The organism is Methylomonas sp. PHL2-19, from assembly GCF_059331595.1.
In genome coordinates this window covers 3620908-3644745 of record NZ_CP196839.1, presented here as the reverse complement: position 1 = coordinate 3644745, position 23838 = coordinate 3620908, and the positions used below count along the sequence as shown (strand labels likewise).

The following is a 23838-nucleotide window of genomic DNA, read 5'->3' as shown; positions in this document are numbered from 1 at the left end:
GAGTCAGGTTTGAAGCCGGTAACAGTTGGGGTTTTGGGATTGGGTACCGTCGGTGGCGGCACCGTCAACGTGTTGAAAAGGAATGCCGGAGAAATCGCGCGCCGGGCCGGCCGTGAAATTGTGGTCACCCGCGCCTCCGCCCGTGATCTAAATCGGACGCGGATTTGTGCAACCGATGGCATTACCTTGACTGCCGATCCGTTCGAGATCGTCAACGATCCTGATATCGATGTGGTCGTTGAGCTGATCGGCGGCTACGATCTGGCGAAACAACTGGTGTTAACCGCGATTGCCAATGGCAAGCATGTCGTCACTGCCAATAAAGCTTTGATCGCCTTGCATGGTAACGAAATCTTCGCGGAAGCCAGTAAAAAAGGCGTGATGGTCTTGTTCGAAGCGGCAGTGGCTGGCGGCATACCCATCATCAAAGCCATCCGCGAAGGCTTGGCCGGCAACCGTATCAAGTGGCTGGCTGGCATCATCAACGGCACCGGTAATTTCATCCTCACCGAAATGCGCGACAAGGGCCGCGATTTTGCTGATGTATTGGCCGAGGCGCAAGCTTTGGGTTATGCCGAAGCCGATCCGACTTTCGATGTGGAGGGTATAGACGCCGGGCATAAATTGACCATTCTGGCGTCAATTGCCTTTGGTATTCCGTTGCAGTTTGAAAAAGTCTTTACCGAAGGCATTACCAAAATCACCCGTCTGGATGTCGAATACGCCGAAGCCCTGGGCTATCGGATAAAAAACTTGGGTATTGCCCGTAAAACCGAGGATGGCATCGAGTTGCGCGTGCATCCGACCTTGATTCCCAAACGTCGCTTGATCGCCAATGTCGATGGCGTGATGAACGCGGTGCTGGTCTGCGGCGACGCGGTCGGACCGACCTTATATTACGGCGCTGGAGCCGGCGCAGAGCCTACTGCTTCCGCTGTGGTAGCAGACTTGGTCGATGTAGTCCGAGCCATGACCAGTGATCCGGAAAATCGGGTGCCGCATCTGGCGTTCCAGGCCGATGCTATCGCCGACATTCCGGTGTTGCCTGCCGAGCAAATCAAGACCGCCTATTACTTGCGCCTGACTGCCGAAGACAAGCCCGGCGTGTTAGCCGATGTGACCCGGATTTTGGCGGCGCACAACATCAGCATTGAAGCTTTGATTCAAAAAGAACCGCCGCAAGGCGAGACTTCCGTGCCCATCATTATGCTGACGCAACTGACGCTGGAAAAAGAAATGAACGCCGCGATTGCGGCCATCGAAGCGCTGGCGACAGTCAGCGGTAAAGTGGCGCGGATTCGCTTGGAAACTCTAGGATAAAAAATGGCAACGCAAACACGCTACACAGGCATCATCGAACGCTACCGCGACCGCTTGCCGGTCTCCGCCGACACCCGGTTGATCAGTCTTTGCGAGGGTAATACCCCGCTGATTCAATTGCAAAATATTCCGCGCTTGATCGGTAAGGATGTCGATATTTACGTTAAATTCGAAGGCCTAAATCCGACCGGTTCGTTTAAAGATCGCGGTATGACTATGGCCGTGACCAAAGCGGTGGAAGAGGGCAGTCAAGCCATCATTTGTGCGTCCACCGGCAATACCTCGGCTGCCGCCGCCGCGTATGCGGTAAGGGCCGGCATTCGTGCCTTCGTTTTGATCCCCGAAGGCAAAATCGCGTTGGGCAAATTGGCGCAAACCATGATGTACGGCGCCAAAATCATTCAGATCAAAGGCAATTTCGATGCCGGCATGTCTATTGTTAAGGAAATCACGGACCATGCCCCGGTAACCATCGTTAACTCCATCAATCCTTTCCGCCTGGAAGGTCAAAAAACAGCTGCTTTCGAAATCGTCGATGCTTTGGGCGATGCGCCCGATTTCCACTGCTTGCCTGTCGGTAACGCCGGCAATATCACCGCGTACTGGAAGGGCTATAAAGAATATTCAACCGATACTGCCACCCATAAAGCCGTGACCAAAAAACGTCCGGTAATGTGTGGCTACCAAGCGGCCGGTGCTGCGCCTTTCTTGGCGGGCCATCCGGTGGAAAATCCGGAAACAGTGGCGACGGCAATCCGCATCGGTAATCCGCAATCTTGGGACGGGGCTTGGACCGCGCAGAAACAATCCGGCGGTTGGTTCGCATCGTTCACCGATCCGCAAATTCTGGCCGCGCAAAAAATGCTGTCTGCCTATGAAGGTATTTTCTGCGAGCCGGCCTCCGCCACTTCGTTGGCAGGTGCCTTGCAAGACATCGCCAATGGCAACATCCCGGAAGGCAGTACCATCGTCTGCACCTTGACCGGCAACGGTATTAAAGATCCTGACACCGCCATTGCTCAGTGCAAGGACGATCAACCGATCACGATAGACGCCTCACTGGATGCGGTGAAAAAAGCTATTCTGGATTCGATGTGAGTCTAGCGATGAGCATCGACAAGCCGGCAATTGCCGGCTTTTTTATTGCCTGATATGTATTTGCAAAGCGTTAAAAAAGTCATTCTGCCCAGGCCGGTGCAGATTAAAAATCCGCACTTTGGCGAGATGGACCCGGTGTTGCAACGGATTTTTAGCAGCCGCGGTGTGCAGAGTGCCGATGAATTGGATCGGAGTCTGGCGAGTTTGCCTTCGCCGTGGCTGCTGACCGGTATGAAGGAGATGGTCGAGCATTTGGTGTCGGCGATCAAACAGCAGCAAAAAATTACCGTGGTCGCCGATTTTGATGCCGATGGCGCCACCAGCTGTGCCTTGGCTTTAAAAGGCCTTGCGCTGCTCGGGGCGAAAGCCGTGGATTTTGTGGTACCCAACCGTTTCGAATACGGTTACGGCTTGACGCCGGAAATTGTTGAACTCGTGAAGCGGCAGAGCCCATATATTATTGTCACCGTGGACAATGGCATATCCAGTATCGACGGTGTCAAAGCCGCCAAGGCTGCCGGTATCAAGGTGTTGATTACCGATCACCATTTACCGGGGCTGGAACTGCCGGACGCCGATGCTATCGTCAATCCCAATTTGCCTGACGATAAGTTTCCAAGCAGAAACATCGCCGGCGTAGGGGTGATGTTTTATATTTTGATGGCCTTGCGGATTCGCTTGCGCGAATTGCATTGGTTTGAGAAAGCCGGGATTCCTGAGCCGAATCTAGCGCGTTTGCTCGATTACGTGGCCTTAGGCACCGTCGCCGATGTGGTGGCCTTGGATCAGGTCAACCGCATTTTAGTGCATCAAGGCTTATTGCGCATCCGCTCCGGGCAATGCCAGTCTGGAATTAAAGCTTTGGCAGAAGTCGCCGGCAAGCAGTTGTCCGGGATTCATGCCAGCGATCTGGGGTTTTCCATCGCACCGCGTTTGAACGCGGCCGGACGGATGGACGATATGTCATTAGGCATTCAGTGCTTGCTGACCGATGATGCCGGCTTGGCGCATGATATAGCCGAGCAATTGCATGCCTTGAACCAAGACCGCAAAGAAGTCGAAGGACAGATGAAGACCGAGGCAATGGTATTGCTTTCGGAAATGAAGGCTCTTGACGAAAAACACGTGCCGGCCGGCGTCTGTCTGTATGACGGCAATTGGCATCAAGGTGTCATTGGCATTCTGGCGTCGCGGATTAAGGATCGCCTACACCGGCCAGTGATCGCATTTGCGCCAGCCGATAATGGCGATATCAAAGGTTCGGCGCGTTCCATCACCGGTGTGCATATCCGCGATGTACTTAGCGAAATTGCCGCAATGCATCCGCAGATATTAAGCAAATTCGGCGGCCATGCGATGGCAGCAGGCTTGACGATTAAGCTACACGATTATCCGCATTTTGCCCTGGCTTTTGCCGAGACAGTGGCCGCAAAACTGGAGCAGGTGGATCTGGAACAGAAGGTCTATTCCGACGGCGAATTGGATGAGCAACATATGACTTTGGCCTTCGCGGAAACGCTCCAGCAGGCTGCGGTGTGGGGGCAGACCTTCCCGGAGCCGGTATTCAATGGCGTATTCGATGTGATCCAATGCCGCATCGTCGGGCAGCAGCATTTAAAGTTTGTGTTGCGTTTGCCGTTTAGCGGCCAGTTGCTGGATGCGATAGCGTTTTTTGCCGATCACCCGGAAAAATGGCTGGGTTGCCGAAAAATCAACGCGGCCTATAAACTGGATATCAACGAATTTCGCGGTCAACGCAGCCTGCAACTGTTGTTACATTATCTGGAGAAATGGGAATAAGCGCCTATGTCTGAGAGACTGTTACGCTGGATAGATTCACATACGCTGGCTTTGCTGCTGGCGCTCATGTTGTTGCGCGGCGGATTTCTGCTGATCAATGGCTTTGATTTGATCGGCGATGAAAGCTACTACTGGGATTGGTCGCGGCGACCGGACTGGTGCTATTACAGCAAACCGCCGATGATAGCTTGGCTGATCGGTGCGTTTACCTGGCTGTTGGGCGACTATACGTTTACGGTGCGCTTGCCTGCATTATTGTTGGGCAGCGCATTTCTATGGTTTTTTCACGGGACGGCAAAGGCATTTTATGGCGCGCGTGGAGGAGCTTTGGCGTTGTTGCTGGTGTTGGCAACACCGATCAATGTGCTCGCCAACCTCCTGATGACCATCGACGCGCCGCTGTATTGTTTCTGGATAATCACCGTTTACTATTTAAGACGGGCATTGTTCGACAATCAAGCGCGTGCCTGGCTATGGGCCGGTTTGGCAAGTGCCGCTGCCTTGTTGAGCAAGCAATCGGCATTGATCTTGCCGTTAATGTTACTGATCTTTTTAGCCTTGGATAAGCAACGCCGGGGGCTGTTGAAAAAAGAGTTTCTGATTTATTTAAGCCCTATCGTGATCGCGGCAGTGCCGATTTTATGGTGGAACCAGCAACACGACTGGGTGATGTTTGGGCATAGCAAAGGCCATTTCGGTAACCATGAACCGGTCAGCGTGCTCAAGCACTTACAATGGGCCCGAGATTTCCTGCTTTACCAGCTGTTACTGGTTTCGCCGGTGCTGTTTGTGCTGGTGCTGATTAGCAGCGCGCAAGCTGCGTTCAATTTTAAGCGCCTGGCAGCGGAGCAACGCTTTTTGCTATTGATGGGGCCAGCCTTGTTACTCGGGGTTTTGCTGCTCAGTGTGCTGCAAAAAGCCCAAGGCAATTGGCCTATGCCGTTTTATTTTACCGGCTTGATTTTGTTGGTCGGCAACTGGCTGGCCGGTGCCTGGAAAAAAGCCTTGAAATACGGCGTCGTGCTGGGTTTGGCGATGGTGCTGTTGACCTATTCGCTGCCCATCGTCTTGCAAGTGTTTAAATTACAAAACACCGCGTTCGATCCCACCAAGCGTTTCAACAGCTGGCAGGAGTTGGCGATTAACGTGCATTTCGAGCGCATGATCAGTCTGCCCAATCTGGATAATACCTTTGTGGTAGCCTTGGGTCATCGTTATCTGGCGAGCGAGTTGGCGTTTTACTTGCCCGATCATCCCCAGGTTTATCGTTACGAACCCAGTGGTGTGGTGACGTCGCAGTACGAAGTTTGGCCTGGTCCGCAGGCGTTTGTCGGCAAAAACGGCTTTGTGCTGGGTGAAACCTCGGAGGAAAACCTGCCCGCAGAATTGAAAGCGGCGTTTCAAAATTTTCGCTTCTTGGCGCAAATCCCCAATCCTGCCAAGCCGAGTTCCCCGTATTACCTGTATTTAGGTGAAAACCTGAAGTTTTGGCCGGAAACCGTCCGGCTAACATTGGAGAAGGAAAGCTATGCCCCATCGGAAAATTAGACGCGCGCGCAACGAACTCATGCTCGTGTTGCTATTGGCGGCACTGACCACACTATTGTTTGGGCTGACAGACCTGGATTTGCGCCTGGCGGCCTTGTTTTATCATCCGGAAAACCCAAGCGATGTCTGGCCGACCCAGCATTGGTGGCCCTGGAAACTGCTGTATGACTATGCTTTTCCGTTCACCTTGTGGGCCGGTCTGATAGCTTTAGCGGTTTATGTCCTCAGTCATTTCAATACTCATACGCAACGTTTTCGCCGTAAGGCCTTGTATATTCTATTGGTCATTGCCTTGGGGCCGGGCTTGGTGGTTAATCTGATCGTCAAAGATCATTGGGGAAGACCCCGGCCAGTGCATGTCAGCCAGTTCGGTGGTGAGTATCAGTATGTGCCGCCTGCCAAATTCGGCCACACGCCTGATAAGTCTTTCGTCTGCGGCCATTGTTCGGTGGGCTATACATTTTTTGTGTTGTATTTTCTGTCGCAAAACCATAAAGCCATCTATTTTCTGTTGACGATAGTGTTGGCGTGGACTCTGGGCTTTACCCGGATGACTTCCGGCGGACATTTTGCGTCGGATATTTTATGGTCCGGCTACCTGGTATTTTTGGTGGCTTATGCCTTGTACTACGGTTGGTATGTTCGGATAAAGCCGGACGTGAAGACCGCGCAATGACGGGGGCAATCAAGATTTGGGTGGATGCGGATGCCTGTCCTAATTTGATTAAAACGGTTTTGTTCCGCGTCTCCCAAAAAAGGCAGTTGGAATTGCTGCTGATTGCCAATCAAAGCATCGCCGTGCCGCCATCTCGTTATATCCAATCCATTCGCGTCAGCGGCGGTTTCGATGTCGCTGATGACTATATTGTCGCGCATCTGCGGGCCGGGGATCTGGCGATTACCGGCGATATTCCGTTGGCTGCAAAAATCCTAGCCAAGCAGGGGTTTGTGATTCATCCGCGCGGCGAAGCTTATACGGTGGAGAATATCGGTGAAAAACTGGCCATGCGTGATTTCATGGAAGGCTTGCGCGACAACGGTTTGGCATCCGGTGGCGCGGCGGCCATGACGGCCAAAGATGTCCAAAATTTCGCCAACGCGCTGGATAGATTTCTGGCCGCCCGGCAAATATAACAGGCTGAGTTTTCAGGGTTAGCTTGATATAATGCCCCGGTTTTATATACCTAAACACGAGAGATTTGCATGATTCAAGGTAGTATCGTTGCGCTGGTAACCCCGATGACGGAAGACGGTGCGGTGGATGAAACCAGTCTGAAACGGCTGGTCGAATTTCATATAGAGCAAGGGACTGACGCATTGGTAGCGGTCGGCACGACGGGCGAATCGGCTACTCTCGATGAAGATGAACATTGCGCAGTCATTAAATTTATTGTCGATTGCGTGGCCGGACGGATACCGGTCATCGCCGGTACCGGTGCCAATTGCACCCGCGAAGCGATACTCCTGACTCAAAAAGCCAAGCAAGCCGGTGCGGATGCTTGTTTGCTAGTCACGCCTTATTACAACAAACCGACCCAGGAAGGCTTGTACCTGCATTACAAAGCCATCGCCGAAGCGGTGGACATCCCGCAAATTCTGTATAACGTACCCGGCCGCACCGCCTGCGATTTGTTGCCGGAAACTGTGGGACGACTGTCCAAAATCGATAACATCGTCGGTGTGAAAGAAGCAACCGGCAAGTTGGAAAGGGTTAAAGAAATCCGCGATTTAACCGGCGAAGATTTTGCACTGTATACCGGCGACGACGCCACCAGCCGCGAATTTTGTTTGCTGGGCGGCAACGGCAGTATCACCGTAACCGGCAACGTGGCGCCTAGATTGGTGCACGATATGCTGGCGGCAGCGATGGCCGGTGATAGCGCGACTGCGGAGGCGATAGACGCTAAATTGACCGGTTTACACAGCAGCCTATTCGTGCAATCCAACCCCATCCCCGTTAAATGGGCGGTGGCTGAAATGGGCTTAATGGGCAAAGGCATCCGTTTACCGCTGACTTGGCTGACCGAAGACTGTTTCGCTACCGTACGCGCCGCGATGCATCAAGCCGGCGTTTTATAATTATGAAAACTCGCCTATACGGTCGTTTGGCGCTGGTTTCGGCGTTGCTGTTAAATGCCTCGTGCAGCACCATCAAGAGCTGGTTTCCGGATAAGGAAAGAGATTACCAATTTACCACCGAAATCCCCGAGTTAGTGGTGCCGGACGATCTAAAAACCAAGACTTTGGCGACCCACCCGGTAAGCAATACCCCGGAAGCAGCACCAGCGCCGGTACAGCAGGAACCCGTCCGATCAGCGGCAACTGCGGATGCCGCAGAACCGGCGCCCAGTAAGCCGGAAAAAACCGAAGCTAAAGAGACTGTCGCGGCAGCCGGTTCCGGGAAAAGTGTGCAAGCGGCCGGCAGCAGTGGCGTCAGCAGTTTACAAATCGATCAATCCGCCACTCAAGCGTGGTGGATAGTCGGCAAAGCCTTGAGCCGCCAAAAATTGGAAGTGGTCGAGCGGAATATGGACAAAGGCTATTTCTTCGTCAAATACGATCCTGACGCGATTAAGCCGGAAGACGGTTCCATTCTGGACGAAATCACTTTTTTATTCGGCGACGATCCCAGCCAGGAACAGGAATATCGGGTAAGCCTGCATCAACTTGATGAACTGCTTACCGAAGTGACGGTGCAAGATAGTGACGGTAAGACCCTGTCAAATGTCGCTGCCACCTCTTTGCTCAGATTGATCACCGAAGGCATTAATCAGGATATACCCAGCGGTACCGCTGACAAGTCGGACAAAGCAGCCGACGATACGCCGTCGCCATAAAATCGCCGCCTTGTTTGCGATTTGGGGCTTGCCGTGTTTTATCTGCGGAATGTCCTGTATTTACTCTTTTAGCTATAAAAAACCACTCAAACACAGCCCATGTTGACCCTATCCGGAACCTCCGCTCTTTCCCGTTTTCGTATTGAAAAACTGCTGACCGAACTGCAGGCAGTGGCCGGCAGCATTACTGCTGTTAGTGCCCGGTTTCAGCATTTCGTGCAAATCGATGGTCAGCTATCCGCCGAGCAAGCTGCGATGCTGGAACGCTTGCTCGATTACGGCCAAAGCGATGAAAGCAGCGAAAATATAGCGGTGGAAGAGAGTGGAGGATCGCCTGAGCCTCAGTTTGTCTCCTTGTGGGTGGTGCCACGTTTGGGCACTATTTCGCCTTGGTCGAGTAAAGCCTCGGAAATAGCCGAGCGTTGCGGCCTGGCCGCGGTAAAACGCATTGAGCGCGGTATCGAATACCGCTTTACCTCTTCCGAGCCTTTGAGCGATGCTGTTAAACACCAACTGGCGTCTTTACTGCACGATAGAATGATTCAGCAAGTGGTTTACGATCAGGCTGGCCTTGATTTGTTTGCCGAGCACGATCCGCAACCTTTACAAACCGTAGCTATCATTGAGCAGGGCAGGGATGCCTTGGTTAAGGCCAACGCTGAGTTAGGCATGGCCTTGTCGGCCGATGAGATCGAATATTTAACTGAGAGCTTCATCAGTTTGGGTCGTAATCCGACCGACGTGGAACTGATGATGTTCGCCCAGGCCAACTCGGAGCATTGCCGGCATAAAATCTTCAACGCCAGTTGGACCATTGATGGCGAAGAGCAAGCCAAGTCCTTGTTCGCGATGATCCGCAACACCCACACGCTGAATCCGCAAGGCGTGCTGTCAGCCTACAGCGACAACTCGTCGGTGCTGGAAGGCACGACCGCGCAGGTTTTCATCCGCGATGCGGCGAATAACTATGCCTACGGCTATGTCGAAGAACAGGCGCACATGCTGATGAAGGTGGAGACCCACAACCATCCGACTGCGATCTCACCGCATCCCGGCGCGGCAACCGGTTCCGGCGGGGAGATTCGCGACGAAGGCGCCACCGGCCGGGGTTCGGCGACCAAGGCCGGTCTGACCGGTTTCAGCGTCTCGCATCTGAAAATTCCTGGTTTCTCGCAGCCTTGGGAAGCGGATTACGGCAAGCCAGAGCGCATCGTTTCCGCGTTGGACATCATGCTGGAAGGGCCAATCGGCGGCGCAGCGTTTAATAACGAATTCGGCCGGCCCAATATCGCCGGCTATTTCCGCAGCTTCGAGCAACCGGCCGAGACCGGAGAGCCTAACCAATATCGCGGTTACCACAAACCCATCATGATCGCCGGCGGCATGGGCAACATCCGGCCCATGCTGGTGGATAAACAGCCGATCCCGGCCGACTCGTTGATCGTCATCCTGGGCGGCCCGGCGATGCTGATCGGTTTGGGCGGCGGCGCGGCATCGTCGCAAACTTCCGGCGAGAGCGCGGCGGAGCTGGATTTTGCCTCGGTGCAACGTGAAAACCCGGAGATGGAGCGCCGTTGCCAGGAAGTGATTAATCACTGTAATTCGCTGGGCGAAAACACCCCCATCATCTCTATTCACGACATCGGTGCCGGCGGTTTGTCCAACGCGGTGCCGGAAATCATTCACGACTGCGATCGCGGCGGCCGCTTCGAATTGCGCAAGGTGCAGAACGCCGACAAGGGCATGTCGCCGATGCAGATCTGGTGCAACGAAGCTCAGGAACGTTATGTCGTCGCGATCAAACCGGAATCGCTGGCATTGTTCGAATCTTTCTGCAAACGCGAGCATTGTTTGTACGCGGTGATCGGTCATGCCACCGACGAGGAACATCTGACGCTGAGCGACGAATGGCTGGGTGGTAAACCCGTTGATCTGCCTATGTCGGTATTGTTCGGCAAGCCGCCGAAAATGCATAGAAATGTCCAGCGTTTAAACAAGAAACTACCCGGCCTGCAACTGGACCAAGTCGAATTGGCCGAAGCCGTGAAACGGGTCTTGGCGTTTCCGGCCGTGGCGGACAAGAGCTTCTTGATTCACATCGGCGACCGCTCGGTGACGGGTTTGGTCGCTCGCGACCAGATGGTCGGCCCCTGGCAAGTGCCGGTGGCTGATGTTGCGGTCACGGCTTCCGGCTTTTATGCCCACACCGGCGAAGCAATGGCAATGGGTGAGCGCACGCCCTTGGCTTTGATCGACGGTCCTGCTTCCGGACGCATGGCGATAGGTGAGGCGTTGACTAACTTGGCAGCGGCTCGTATCGGCAAGCTTAATGATGTCAAACTGTCCGCCAACTGGATGGCTGCTTGCGGCAGCCCCGGTGAAGACGCCGCGCTGTTCGATACCGTCAAGGCGGTGGGTATGGAATTGTGCCCGGAATTGGGTATTGCGATTCCGGTAGGCAAGGATTCGCTGTCGATGAAAAGCGTGTGGCATGAGAAGACCATGACCTCGCCACTGTCGCTGATCATCACTGCCTTCGCGCCAGTGCAGGACGTGCGTTGTACACTGACTCCAGAGTTGAAAAATGCCGATAGCGTGTTGCTGTTGATTGATCTTGGCCGGGGCAAGAACCGTCTTGGCGGTTCGGTGCTGGCCCAAGTTTACAATCAGCTCGGCAACCAGGCTCCGGATCTGGACGACGCGAGTTTGTTCAAGCGTTTCTTCGATACCATTCAAGCCTTGAACGACCAAGGGCTGATTCTGGCTTACCATGATCGGGCCGACGGTGGTTTGCTGGCTACGGTAACCGAAATGCTGTTTGCCAGCCGTGAAGGCGTTGAACTAGATATTTCCGAACTGGGCGACGACGTGCTGGCGACCTTGTTCAACGAGGAATTGGGCGCGGTACTGCAAGTAAAAACGGCTGAATTGGATCATGTCGCGAGACTGTTGGATCAGGCCGGGCTGGACGAGTTTACCCATATCGTCGGTAAATTAAGTTCAGATCAAAAGTTACGAATCGTCCGTAACGGCAAAGAAATCTACAGCGCGGAACGCGCTGAACTGCAACAAACTTGGTCGGAAGTCAGCTTCAGGATGCAAGCCTTGCGCGACAATCCCGATTGCGCACGGCAACAATTCGAGCTAATCGCCGATGACAACGATCCAGGTTTGTCCGCTCAGTTGACTTACGACATCAACGACAACATCGCTGCAAAATTTGCAGATTCGGATCGACCTAAAGTCGCGATTTTGCGGGAGCAAGGTGTCAACGGCCACGTGGAAATGGCGGCAGCCTTCGATAGAGCCGGTTTCGCGGCCATCGATGTACACATGACCGACATCATCAGCGGCCGGGTATCGCTGGCCGATTTTACCGGTCTGGTGGCTTGCGGCGGTTTTTCTTACGGTGACGTGCTCGGTGCAGGTGGCGGTTGGGCCAAATCCATCTTGTTCAACCCGAAAGCGCGCGACGAATTTGCCGCGTTTTTTGCCCGCCCCGATACGTTTGGTTTGGGTGTTTGCAACGGATGTCAGATGATGTCGGGCCTGAAGGATATTATTCCAGGTGCGGAACACTGGCCGCAGTTCAAACGCAATCTGTCGGAACAATTCGAGGCGCGGGTAGCAATGGTCAAGGTGCAGGCTTCGCCGTCGATTTTCTTCCAAGGCATGGCAGGCTCTATTTTGCCGGTTGTGGTGGCGCATGGGGAAGGCCGAGCCGAGTTCGATTCCGAAAATTCTGCCGGAGCCGAGGTTGCGATCAGTTATGTCGATAATTACGGCAATGAAACCGAAGCCTTTCCGGCCAACCCGAACGGATCACCGCTGGGCATTACCGGTTTAACCACCGTCGACGGCCGTTTTACCATCATGATGCCGCATCCGGAACGTTGTTTCAGGGCGATACAGAACTCCTGGCATCCGGCCGATTGGTTGGAAGATGGGGCGTGGTTGCGAATGTTCAGAAATGCTCGGGTTTGGGTAGGCTGAGTCAGCGCCGAGGCTTGCGTTTGGTTGAATAGGATAGAGTTTGAGTAACACATATCCCGACCCTCTCAATGATTCAGGGGCTCCAATTTGCAGTTCTCATCGTCAGGAATAAATAAGAATTTTTCCTATAGCTGTGTGGGAAGCTAGACGGGATAATAGAGGGTTTTCAACGCACTCCATGTCATGAGCCTTCGCTACCAGATTATCTGTCGCATCCTGCTGTCTTCGGTTTGTATTTTGGTATTGGGCGGGGCGATTGCGGTCTGGCAAGCCCGCCAAGCGGTCGAGAAGGAGGTGGATGCCTCGATTCATCTGGCCTTGCAGCTGATCACCTTGGGCATCACCGATACGCCGGTATTTCAACAAAGCGACGATTTATCCCGCTTCAGCGCCTTGCGGCAAACGCGGCATTTGAGCATTCAATTGCAAAAGCCGGACGGACAGTTAATCCATTTCGCCGGCGAAAATCAACCGACCAATCCCGAAGAAATGCCGCCTAGTTGGTTTATCCGCTTGGTGAAGGGCGACTATCCCAAAGTCGAGCATCAGCTGAACATGCAGGACGGCAAGTTATTGACGCTGATTATTCAGGCTCAGCCGCTCGATGAAATCACCGAAGTCTGGCAGGAAAGCGTGGCGTTTTTTGCGTCGATTTCCTTGTTGACTATGTTGACTTTTCTAGCGGTTAATCTGGTATTTAATAAGTCTTTGCAATCGATTGCGGTCATCGTGGACGCCTTGCGCCTGATCGAAACCGGCCAATATCGGCAACAATTGCCGCCATTTTCCACGCAGGAATTCGATGATATTGCCAAGGCAATCAATCATATGACGGTTGAATTGGAAAAAACCCGCCAGGAAAATCGCGCATTGACACAGCATTCGCTAGCCATTCAGGAAGAAGAGCGCCAACGTCTGTCGCAGGAGTTGCATGACGAATTTGGTCAATCCCTGACGGCAATCAAAGTGATGGCCGTTACGGCGGCACATCGCAAAGCCGACGCGGCGAAAATAACCACGACAATCGCGGAAATTTGCGATCACTTAATGACCGTGGTGCGTTCGATGATGCAGCAATTGCATCCTCTGGTCTTGACCGAGTTGGGATTGAAGGCCACTTTGGAAGAGATGGTAAATCATTGGTCGGAACGCAATGCCGACCTGCGGCTTACGATTCGCTGTAGCGATGCGGTGGACGGTTTGGATAAAAATCTGACTATTCAGGTGTTTCGGGTGATTCAGGAGTGTTTGACCAATGTGGTGCGCCATGCACAAGCGCATAGCGTGACTATCGACTTGGATAAGCTGGATCTCCCCCAGGCATGTTTGCAACTTAAAGTGCAGGATGACGGACGCGGCTGCGATTTGCAGACTACCACTCAAGGCTTTGGTTTGCTGGGCATAAAAGAACGCATCAAGTCGCTGGACGGCGAGTTGCAGGTGTTGTCTCGCCCTGGCTCAGGTATGTTGGTTAATGCGCGAATCCCACTCGTATGAATAACAAGATAAAAATCGTGTTGGTGGACGACCACCTGGTAGTGCGGGCTGGTTTTAAAATGCTGTTGGCTGCCGGGGATAGTGTCGAAGTCATTGGCGAAGCCGAGCGTGGTGAACAGGCTATTCAGCTTTATCAAGAATTACAGCCCGATATGTTGGTGATGGATTTGTCCATGCCAGGGATTGGCGGTTTGGAAACGATTCGGCGGATCATTCAGCGCGATAGTGAGGCAAGAATTTTAGTATTTAGTGTGCATCATGAACAAGTTTATGTCAGCCGGGCATTGGCAGCCGGCGCGCAGGGCTATATCACCAAAAATAGCGCTCCCGGTATTCTTGCCGAAGCGATAGCGGCAATTATGGCTGGCCAACAGTATGTCGAGCGCGGTTTGGTTAAGGGGGGCGGGGAAGAGCAGCGGTACACCGGTTATCAAGCGATAATAGCCGGTTTTTCCGCACGCGAGTTCGATGTATTTAGTTTGCTTGCCCAAGGGTTGACGGTGCATAAGATCGCCGATCAGCTGTGTCTGGGCCATAAAACTGTGGCGAACTACGCCACGCAAATCAAGAAAAAGCTCCAGGTTGACACTACCACAGAGCTTGCTCATATTGCGGTCAATTTGGGGATGACGGCGCGCTGATAGTTGGTTTTAGGGCGCGGGGGGGGGGGGCTGAGAAGGAATAAATTAGCCGTCGTTCAGGCAAAATAATTTCGTCTGAACGATTATCGAAAATTATGTTTCTTAATCCAGAAGGCCGTCGAGCTCAGATTTAGCCTCTAGAACATCCGGCAATTTTTCCTTGAGAAGTTGCTCCGATAGGCCTAAAAGTGCGGTGACTTGATTGGGTAGCGAAGCCAAAATTTGATTTTCATCCAAACCCTGATCCTGGCAGTCGCTGATTGCATGGGCGAGAAAAACTGCGCAAGCTAACTTGTTTGGCGCGTCCGCGGCCAGAGGTTCCGCGGATTGTTCGATGGTTTCGACCAATTCGTCAGCAAATTTCCAGCGACGGCAAAGCTCCGCGCAGACTGCCGGGCTGGTATAGCCCAAGCGCCTTTTTTCAATTTCAAGTCTGACGTTGCCGTTTTTTACATGCTGATCAATTTCGTTGGCTTCACGGGGGCTGCCAATGTGAATGAGCAGGTTGCCCAGATTGCTGATTAGCCCGGCTGTATAGGCGATGTCGGCTGCCAGGCCCGCTTGGGCCGCGAACCATCTTGCATAACCTGCTGTGCGAAAACTATTCCGCCAGCTTTGTTTGACATCGAAATTATCCAATTGCGGTACCACACCGACAATCCCGGATGCGATCACCAAGGTTTTCAGCTGGTTCATGCCCAGTAAGGTGATGGCTTCATCTATAGAGCCAATTTTACGGGATAAACCAAAATGCGCGGAGTTGACCAAACGCAGGATTTTTAAAACAATCACCTGCTCTTTTTCCACGTTTTTGGCTATGTCGAGCATATCCGCGTTGGGATTGTTTAGCTGATTGATGAGGGATCTTACGACTTCGGGTACTTGCGGAATTTTGTGGATTTCATCGAACAGTTGGTTCATTTTTGTGGGCATGTCTTCATCCTTAAGCTACGAAACTGTAATTATTCTTAGTGAATTATAGCCAGCCTCGGCGAACAAACCGTACAAATTTAACATTGGATATGGTCCCGGCGCGCCCTGAATAATGGTTACGCCGGGCCGAGCAGATAGAGTTTGCGCTAGGTCTTAAAGTTTCCAACCATGGAGCGTAACTGATTCGCCAGGTCAAGTAATTCGTGGCAGGCATCCGCCGTATTTTTCGCGCCAATCGAAGTCTCTTCGGATACCCGGCTGATATTGCTGATGTTGCGATTGATTTCCTCGGCTACAGCGGTTTGCTCCTCGGCCGCGCTGGCTATCTGATTATTCATATCGTTAATGGTATCGATACGTTCGCTGATAGTGGTTATCGAACCGCCGGCGGATGCGGCTTGCTCTACGCTGGAGTTGGCGCGGCTTCTACCGTTTTCCATCACGGCCACGGCCTGTTTCGCGCGGTCCTGCAAGCGTTCGATGGTTTTTTGAATTTCCAAAGTGGAATTTTGGGTACGGCTGGCCAAGGTTCTGACTTCATCCGCTACTACCGCAAAGCCTCGACCTTGCTCTCCAGCCCTGGCGGCTTCTATGGCGGCGTTCAGTGCCAGCAAATTGGTTTGCTCGGCAATACCTTGAATCACGCCTAATACCTCGCCAATACTGTTACTGTCGTTTTCCAGTTCGTGTATCACATTGGCGGCGTTTTCCACTTCAGACGCCAAGCTGTTGATGCCATGCACCGCATCTTTCACGATGTTTTTGCCTGACGACGCTTCACGGTCGGCGATTTCCGCGGCTTCCGATGCTCTAACGGCATTTTTGGCGACTTCTTGCACCGTCGATGTCATTTGCTTCATGGCATTAGCCACCAACGTGGTTTCGTGCAATTGTCGCTCGACACCGGCTTGAGTCGATTGCGTGATATTCGCAAGCTTGTGAGAAGAGCTGGCCAGTTTTTCGCTGGTGGAGCTGATCTGGTCGATGGTTTTGGCTATTTTGCGCACGAAGGTATTAAAACTCGATGCAATCCAGGCAAATTCCGACTTGCCGCTCGCATCCAGGCGAGCCCGCAGGTCGCCTTCGCCACTACCGATGTCCTGCAGTTTCAAAGCCAATGCTGTCAGCGGACCGATGATGATTTTGCTCATCGTGAAGTAGCCGGTAAAACCGATGATGATCAGTGTTATGCATAAGAAGCCGATAGCGTAGAAGGTATTATTCTTCAGCTCGGCTAGCGCCACGCTGAATGGGGTGACGATCTCAAATGCACCATGCAAGTCGCCGGCGTGGCGATTTTCCATCGGATACCCCAGTAAATCTTGGCCCTTTTCGTTATTCCAGAGACTTTGCGACGTCTTGGGGTCGCCATGGCACAATTCGCATTGTTTGACTAATTTGACCGGGCGTAAATAGCGGACTTCCTGTTTTTCTTCGTCTACGTAGCTGAAGTCTTGGGCGGACGGGTTGCTTCTGAAAAACTCCAGCGCTTGACGCTCGATGTCATCCGCTGCGTTCCGGGGGTTTCGGGGGTTAAGAGACGGTGCTTTGAAACGAAAGCCGTGCTCTTTGGCTTCTGCTTCGATGACATCCCAGGCATTGGCCGTCGGTACGGTGGCGATCACCAGTTCTCTGGCTTTAGAGCTACCTTTTTGTTCGACCAATTGCATGAGTTGCTCAGGCGTGTAGATGCCGGCTTCCCATTTTTTTACGACATTGTCGCGGATTGATTCGGACAAAGTGAGTAGTTGCCGCGAGGCTTTGATTTCCCGGTCAATCAGCTTTTGTTTCTCAAAGCTTGAGTAAACAACCAAAATGGCTATGCCTAAAAGTGTTAGCACCGACATGGTGATAGAAACCACCTTTACCCCTACAGAATGCCAGTTCATCATCAACATCCGAAACTCCCCTAAAATACGCTTTAAATTTCTTGTATTAACTGTCTTTCCAGTACTGCCCTGAAGACATGCCAACCGAGTATAGCTTACAATTTAGCGTCAACTATTCTAAAAACTTAACAACTATGCGGAAAATCAAGGTTTTGTTTGTGTGTATGGGTAACATCTGTCGATCGCCCACCGCAGAAGGCGTTTTCTCTCATTTAGTGTCTACAAGAAACCTGGCGGAGCGCTTTCAAATAGATTCAGCCGGTACCCATGCCTACCATGTTGGCGATGCGCCCGATCTGCGCGCGCAAAAAGCCGCTCGCGACAGGGGGATTGAATTGAAACATCTGCGGGCGCGCAAAGTTGTGTCCGCAGATTTCGAAGCGTTCGATCACATTCTGGTCATGGACGACGAAAATCACGCCGTACTAAAAGAAGCCTGTCCGATTGATTTGAGTCATAAAATTCGCCATTTTCTCGATTATGCACCGCACTTGAATCAACGCGAAGTGCCAGACCCTTACTACGGTGGCAGTTATGGTTTTGAGCGGGTGCTGGATATGGTCGAAGAGGCATCTACGGGATTTTTGCAGGCATTGCAACAAACGGGCGAGCTTTAATTAACCGGATAGGAAAAAGCTTATGGCAATAATATCGAATACGGTCAGTTACCTGGATCGCGACACGGTGCTGGAAGGTTTTTTTGCTTACGACGATGCGATTGGCGGTCAGAGACCGGTGGTGTTGATCCATCATGCTTGGGGTGGGCGAGACCAGTTTGTGGCTGACAAGGCCTTCAAGTTGGCGGAATTGGGTTACTTGGCGTTCGCTACCGATATGTACGGCAAAGGCGTCCTAGGTAAGACGCCGGAACAAAACGCCAAATTGATGCAACCCTTCATACAAGATAGGGCGAAATTGCAACAGCGCTTACAAGCGGCACTATCCACAGTCAAGCTGATGCCTTGGGCCGACAACGCCAAGATTGCGGCGATAGGCTTTTGTTTTGGTGGTTTATGCGCGCTGGATTTGGCGCGGACCGGTGTGGATATTCGCGGGGTAGTGTCGTTTCATGGATTGCTAAGTGCGCCTGAAAATATCCCGAACCCCCAAATTAAGGCTAAGGTACTGGTGTTGCATGGCTATGACGACCCTATGGCCTCCGTTGAGCAAGTACTTGCCTTGCAAGACGAATTAACCAAGGCAGGTGCGGACTGGCAGTTGCATAGCTACGGGCATACGATGCACGCCTTTACCAACCCGGTGGCTAATAATCCTGATTTTGGTACCGTTTATCAGCCGGTTGCTGATCGCCGGTCTTGGCAGGCGATGCAAAACTTTTTGAGCGAGATTTTTGCCTGACGGCAGAGGGTGGCGTTTGCTATAATCGACGGCTTTATAAACCTGTTAGCCATGCTTAAATGGAATTGATGCTTCAGGCTAACCCGTCGATCGATAAGCTTTCGACTGCACTGGAACCACGGACCCATGTCAGACTTCGCTAAAGAAATTATCCCCGTCAATCTCGAAGACGAGATGAAACAATCCTACCTCGATTACGCCATGAGCGTGATCGTCGGCAGGGCGCTTCCCGATGTCAGAGACGGCCTCAAGCCGGTGCACCGTCGCGTCCTTTACGCGATGAACGAGCTCGGAAACGACTGGAACAAACCTTATAAAAAGTCGGCGCGTATCGTCGGTGACGTGATCGGTAAATACCATCCGCATGGTGATACAGCGGTTTACGACACCATGGTGCGGATGGCGCAGCCGTTTTCCTTGCGCTACATGTTAATCGATGGTCAAGGCAACTTCGGTTCGGTGGACGGTGATTCGCCGGCGGCGATGCGGTATACCGAAGTGCGAATGGCGAAAATCGCCCATGAATTACTCGCGGACCTGGATAAGGAAACCGTGGACTTCGTTGCCAACTACGACGAATCGGAATCTGAACCCACGGTGATGCCGACTCGGGTGCCTACTCTGTTAGTCAATGGCTCTGCCGGCATCGCGGTCGGTATGGCCACTAATATTCCTCCACATAATCTGGGTGAGATTATCAGCGCCTGCCTGGCCTTGATCGAAAACCCCGATCTGACCATCCCTGAATTAATGCAAATTGTGCCGGGACCGGATTTTCCGACCGCAGGGATCATCAATGGTGCTTCCGGTATTTTTGAAGCGTATGCCACCGGTCGTGGCCGGATTTATCTGCGTGGCCGCAGCCATTTTGAAGACATTGGCGATAGTGGTCGCCAAGCTATCATCACCACTGAATTACCGTATCAGGTCAACAAAGCCCGCTTGCTGGAAAAAATCGCCGAATTGGTTAAAGAAGGTAAGTTAGACGGTATATCGGGCCTGCGCGACGAATCCGACAAGGACGGCATGCGCATGGTGATTGAACTGCGTCGTGGTGAAGTGCCGGACGTGGTGCTAAATAATCTGTACAAACAAACCCAGATGCAGACCGTATTTGGTATCAATATGGTTGCTCTGTACGATGGTCGGCCGCATTTGATGGGGTTGAAAGACATTCTCTTAGCGTTTGTAGACCACCGGCGGGAGATCGTTACCCGCAGAACCATTTATAACCTGCGCAAGGCGCGAGAAAGGGCGCATATCCTCGAAGGTTTGGCGGTTGCATTGGCCAACATTGATGAGATGATCGAGCTGATCAAATCCTCGCCCAGCCCGCAAGAAGCCAAAGTCGGCTTGCTAGCGCAGACCTGGAATGCCGGTTTGGTTGCGGCCTTGCTGGATAGAGCCGATGCGGATCGTTCGCGGCCGGACGATTTGTCTATCGAATTTGGCTTGGTAGACGGCTCTTACCGCTTATCCGAAAATCAGGCGCAAGCTATTTTGGATTTGCGTCTGCATCGCTTGACCGGCTTGGAACAAGAAAAAATCGTCAACGAATACAAGCAACTATTGGAGTTGATAGACGAATATCTGCATATTCTCGGTAGCGATGTGCGTTTGATGGAAGTGATCCGCGAAGAGCTGGAAGAGATCAAAACTCAATACGGCGATACCCGCCGCACCGAAATCGTCCAGGATTATTCAAATCTGTCCGCTGAAGACCTGATTACCGAAGAAGATATGGTGGTGACGATGTCGCACGAGGGTTACGTGAAAACCCAGCCGCTCAGCGATTACAAAGCTCAGCGCCGCGGCGGCCGTGGCAAGTCGGCGACTGCAACGAAGGAAAACGATTTCGTCGAAAAACTAATCATCGCTAATACTCACGATACGATTCTGTGCTTCTCGTCCGCGGGTAAGGTCTATTGGTTGCGGGTGTTTAATCTGCCGGTCGCCAGCCGGGCATCGCGCGGCAAGCCGTTTGTGAATCTGTTGCCGCTGGAAGAAGGCGAGAAGATCAATGCGATGTTGCCGGTCCGTGAGTACAGTGCGGATAAATACATTTTCATGGCCACATCATCGGGTACCGTGAAAAAAACCCCGTTGCCCGAGTTCGAACGCCAGCGCAGTAACGGCAAAATCGCTATCGATCTAAATGAAAACGACACTTTAGTGGGCGTGGCGATTACAGACGGGCAGCAAAACGTGTTGTTGTTCAGCAGTGATGGCAAAGCGGTGTGTTTCAACGAAACCGATGTGCGCTCCATGGGCAGGACCGCTACCGGCGTACGCGGTATCCGTCTGCAGGAAGGCCAAAAAGTCATATCCTTAATCATCGCCAGCGAAGGCACGGTGTTGAATATCACCGAAAACGGTTACGGCAAACGCACTAAGCTGGAAGAGTTTACCCAGCATAGGCGCGGCGGGCAGGGCTTGATCGCAATTCAAACCTCCGAGCGGAATGGTGCGGTAGTCGGCGCGGTATTGGTTAACGATACTGACGAGATCATGTTGATCACTGACGGCGGTACGCTGGTGCGGACACGGGTTAAGGAAATTTCCATCGTCGGCAGAAATACTCAAGGTGTTACCGTCATTCGTCTGGATAAGGGCGAAAGAGTCGTTGGTGTTGATCGTATCGATGGTCTGGGCGATGAAGACGATGTGGACGGCGATATCGACGAAAACGATGTTGATGTGGTGGAAACAGACAGCGCTGAACAAGGCGGAGAAGAGGAGTAACGATGGCAAGGATTTACAACTTTAGCGCCGGTCCGTCCATGTTGCCGGAATCGGTACTGTTGCAAGCTCAACAAGAGATGTTGAATTGGCAAGACAGCGGCATGTCGGTGATGGAAATGAGCCACCGCGGCAAACATTTCATGGCCATCGCCGAAGCGATGAAAAATGATTTGATCGAACTGCTCGGTATTCCTGCTAATTACAAAGTGCTGTTCCTGCAAGGCGGTGCCAGCGCGCAGTTCGCGATGATTCCGCAGAATATTCTCAACGGCAAAACCAAGGCCAGTTACGTGAACACCGGCGCCTGGTCTACCAGTGCCATCAAAGAAGCCGGTAAATATTGCGAAGTACAGCTCGCTGCCACCTCGGAAGCCGAAAAATTTACTACTATTCCAGCGCTCGATACCTGGAATATCGATAAAGACGCCGCTTATCTGCACTACACCTCCAACGAAACCATTCACGGCGTGGAATTTTCCGAAGTTCCCGACGCGGGGGATTTGCCCTTGGTGTGCGATATGTCTTCGAACATTTTGTCGCGTCCGGTCGATGTCAGCCGCTACGGCATTATTTACGCCGGTACACAAAAAAACATGGGGCCATCCGGCGTGACCGTGGTCATCGTTCGCGAGGATTTGGTCGGGTTGGCACCGAAATCCGTGCCAGCGGTTTTTGATTATCAGCAGCAAGCAAAAGCCGATTCGATGTTAAACACACCGGCCACTTATAACTGGTATTTGCTAGGTCTAGTGTTGCAATGGCTGAAACAGCAAGGCGGCATTGTAGCCATCGAACAACGTAATATCGCCAAGGCAGCCAGATTATACCAAGCCATAGATGAGTCTAATTTGTACAGTAACCCGGTGGTCAAGGAATACCGTTCCAGAATGAACGTGCCGTTCGTGTTAGCCGATGCGGCTCTGGATAAAGAGTTTTTGACGCTGGCCGAGAAAAATGGCTTGGGTTCCCTGCAGGGTCATCGCTCGGTCGGAGGCATGCGCGCCAGTATTTACAACGCCATGCCGGAAGCTGGGGTCGATGCCTTGATCGATTTCATGGCCGAGTTCGAACGTACTCACTAAGCAATCCAAAATGACGGCGATTATTCCTTTATCGGAGCTGCGCGAACGTATCGACGCGATTGATCAGCAAATATTGCAGTTGATCAATCGGCGGGCGGAGTGCGCTATTGAAGTAGCCAGAACCAAAATGGCCGAAGGCGAAACCGGTAGTTTTTACCGTGCTGATCGCGAAGCTCAGGTGTTGCGCAAAATCAAGGAGCTGAATCCGGGCCCGTTAAGCGACGATGCCTCGGTGCATCTATTCCGGGAATTGATGTCGGCTTGTTTGGCTTTGGAAAAACCCTTGGAAGTGGCGTTTTTGGGGCCGGTTGGCACCTTTACCCAGCAAGCAACCTTCAAACATTTCGGTCACGCCGTGAAGGGTATTCCGGTGGCGACAATACCGGAGATTTTTTTGGCGGTGGAAACCGGTCATTGTCAATTCGGCGTGGTGCCTGTGGAAAATTCCACCGAAGGCGTAATTGCGCATACGCTGGACCGTTTTATGACCACGTCCTTGCAAATTTGCGGCGAAGTCGAAATCCGGGTGCATCAAAACCTACTCGGTAAAATGGACACGTTGGCGGCGATTAACGAAGTCTATTCGCATCAACAATCCTTGGCGCAGTGTCGGCAATGGCTGAATAGCTATTTGCCGGGTGTGCCCTGCACGGCGGTCAGCAGTAATGCCGAAGCCGCCAGGCTGGCGTCTTTGGACCACAATAAAGCGGCGATAGCCGGTCTGATGGCGGCCGAATTGTATGAGTTGAACATCATCGAGCAACACATCGAGGATGAATCCAACAATACCACACGCTTTATCGTCATCGGCAAACAGCAGCCGGCATCCACCGGGCTGGATAAAACATCCATTTTGGTGTCCACCGGCAATCAAGCCGGCGCCTTGCATAAGATTTTGGGGCCGTTTGCAGAATACGGCATCAGCATGGCGCATATCGAGTCCAGGCCATCGCGGCAGGGTTTGTGGGAATACGTGTTTTTTATCGATATTGATGGTCATCGAGACGATCCCGACGTGGCCAAAGCACTGGAAGCCCTGCAAAACAACGTCAAAATGTTGAAAATCCTCGGCTCTTATCCAAAAGCCGTCATTTAATCT

The 23838-nt window shown here is 52.5% G+C and carries 18 protein-coding genes; 16 read left to right on the top strand and 2 right to left on the bottom strand.

What is annotated here, in order from left to right:
- Window positions 1–9 precede the first annotated feature (9 nt).
- From ACR02O_RS16795 to ACR02O_RS16745, 11 genes are all read left to right on the top strand, one after another.
- A complete protein-coding gene (locus tag ACR02O_RS16795) occupies window positions 10–1320 on the top strand; it encodes a homoserine dehydrogenase (protein WP_036275601.1) in 1311 nt (436 codons plus the stop codon).
- A gap of 3 nt (window positions 1321–1323) precedes the next feature.
- Window positions 1324–2418, top strand: coding sequence for a threonine synthase (thrC, locus tag ACR02O_RS16790; RefSeq protein ID WP_458137860.1), 1095 nt, complete (start codon window positions 1324–1326; stop codon window positions 2416–2418).
- Between the two features lie 54 nt (window positions 2419–2472).
- On the top strand, window positions 2473–4218 hold the full coding sequence (gene recJ / locus ACR02O_RS16785) for a single-stranded-DNA-specific exonuclease RecJ (RefSeq protein WP_458137859.1): 1746 nt from the start codon (window positions 2473–2475) through the stop codon (window positions 4216–4218).
- Window positions 4219–4224: 6 nt separating this feature from the next.
- Entirely contained in the window at window positions 4225–5766 is a 1542-nt protein-coding gene (locus ACR02O_RS16780) for an ArnT family glycosyltransferase (protein WP_458137858.1), read from the top strand.
- Entirely contained in the window at window positions 5747–6442 is a 696-nt protein-coding gene (locus tag ACR02O_RS16775) for a phosphatase PAP2 family protein (protein WP_458137857.1), read from the top strand. The genes ACR02O_RS16780 and ACR02O_RS16775 overlap by 20 nt, the downstream gene beginning before the upstream one ends.
- Window positions 6439–6900 (top strand): YaiI/YqxD family protein, encoded by a 462-nt coding sequence (locus ACR02O_RS16770; protein ID WP_458137856.1) that lies wholly within the window; start codon window positions 6439–6441, stop codon window positions 6898–6900. The genes ACR02O_RS16775 and ACR02O_RS16770 overlap by 4 nt, the downstream gene beginning before the upstream one ends.
- A gap of 69 nt (window positions 6901–6969) precedes the next feature.
- Window positions 6970–7845: a 4-hydroxy-tetrahydrodipicolinate synthase gene (gene dapA / locus ACR02O_RS16765; RefSeq protein ID WP_458137855.1), complete on the top strand. Its 876-nt coding sequence runs from the start codon at window positions 6970–6972 to the stop codon at window positions 7843–7845.
- Window positions 7846–7847: 2 nt separating this feature from the next.
- Window positions 7848–8603 (top strand): NlpB/DapX family lipoprotein, encoded by a 756-nt coding sequence (bamC, locus tag ACR02O_RS16760; protein WP_458137854.1) that lies wholly within the window; start codon window positions 7848–7850, stop codon window positions 8601–8603.
- Between the two features lie 99 nt (window positions 8604–8702).
- Window positions 8703–12596, top strand: a complete 3894-nt coding sequence (gene purL, locus ACR02O_RS16755) for a phosphoribosylformylglycinamidine synthase (protein WP_458137853.1) — start codon at window positions 8703–8705, stop codon at window positions 12594–12596.
- 183 nt (window positions 12597–12779) lie between these two features.
- Window positions 12780–14093 (top strand): histidine kinase, encoded by a 1314-nt coding sequence (locus ACR02O_RS16750; RefSeq protein WP_458137852.1) that lies wholly within the window; start codon window positions 12780–12782, stop codon window positions 14091–14093.
- On the top strand, window positions 14090–14734 hold the full coding sequence (locus ACR02O_RS16745; RefSeq protein WP_494522042.1) for a response regulator transcription factor: 645 nt from the start codon (window positions 14090–14092) through the stop codon (window positions 14732–14734). The genes ACR02O_RS16750 and ACR02O_RS16745 overlap by 4 nt, the downstream gene beginning before the upstream one ends.
- Window positions 14735–14836: 102 nt before the next feature.
- On the opposite strand, the gene ACR02O_RS16740 is transcribed toward ACR02O_RS16745, so the two are convergent.
- On the bottom strand, window positions 14837–15667 hold the full coding sequence (locus ACR02O_RS16740) for an HDOD domain-containing protein (RefSeq protein ID WP_458137850.1): 831 nt from the start codon (window positions 15665–15667) through the stop codon (window positions 14837–14839).
- A gap of 146 nt (window positions 15668–15813) precedes the next feature.
- Entirely contained in the window at window positions 15814–17565 is a 1752-nt protein-coding gene (locus ACR02O_RS16735; RefSeq protein ID WP_033158087.1) for a methyl-accepting chemotaxis protein, read from the bottom strand.
- A gap of 125 nt (window positions 17566–17690) precedes the next feature.
- Between ACR02O_RS16735 and ACR02O_RS16730 the strand changes: the two genes are divergently transcribed.
- From ACR02O_RS16730 to pheA, 5 genes are all read left to right on the top strand, one after another.
- Window positions 17691–18173, top strand: a complete 483-nt coding sequence (locus ACR02O_RS16730; protein ID WP_458137849.1) for a low molecular weight protein-tyrosine-phosphatase — start codon at window positions 17691–17693, stop codon at window positions 18171–18173.
- 22 nt (window positions 18174–18195) lie between these two features.
- Complete coding sequence (locus ACR02O_RS16725; protein WP_458137848.1) at window positions 18196–18915, top strand: dienelactone hydrolase family protein; 720 nt, start codon at window positions 18196–18198, stop codon at window positions 18913–18915.
- 126 nt (window positions 18916–19041) lie between these two features.
- Entirely contained in the window at window positions 19042–21657 is a 2616-nt protein-coding gene (gyrA, locus tag ACR02O_RS16720) for a DNA gyrase subunit A (protein WP_458137847.1), read from the top strand.
- Window positions 21658–21659: 2 nt separating this feature from the next.
- Window positions 21660–22739 (top strand): 3-phosphoserine/phosphohydroxythreonine transaminase, encoded by a 1080-nt coding sequence (gene serC, locus ACR02O_RS16715; protein ID WP_494522041.1) that lies wholly within the window; start codon window positions 21660–21662, stop codon window positions 22737–22739.
- A gap of 10 nt (window positions 22740–22749) precedes the next feature.
- Window positions 22750–23835 carry a prephenate dehydratase gene (gene pheA, locus ACR02O_RS16710; RefSeq protein WP_458137845.1) on the top strand — a complete coding sequence of 362 codons (1086 nt, stop codon included), beginning with the start codon at window positions 22750–22752 and terminating at the stop codon, window positions 23833–23835.
- Window positions 23836–23838: the final 3 nt, after the last annotated feature.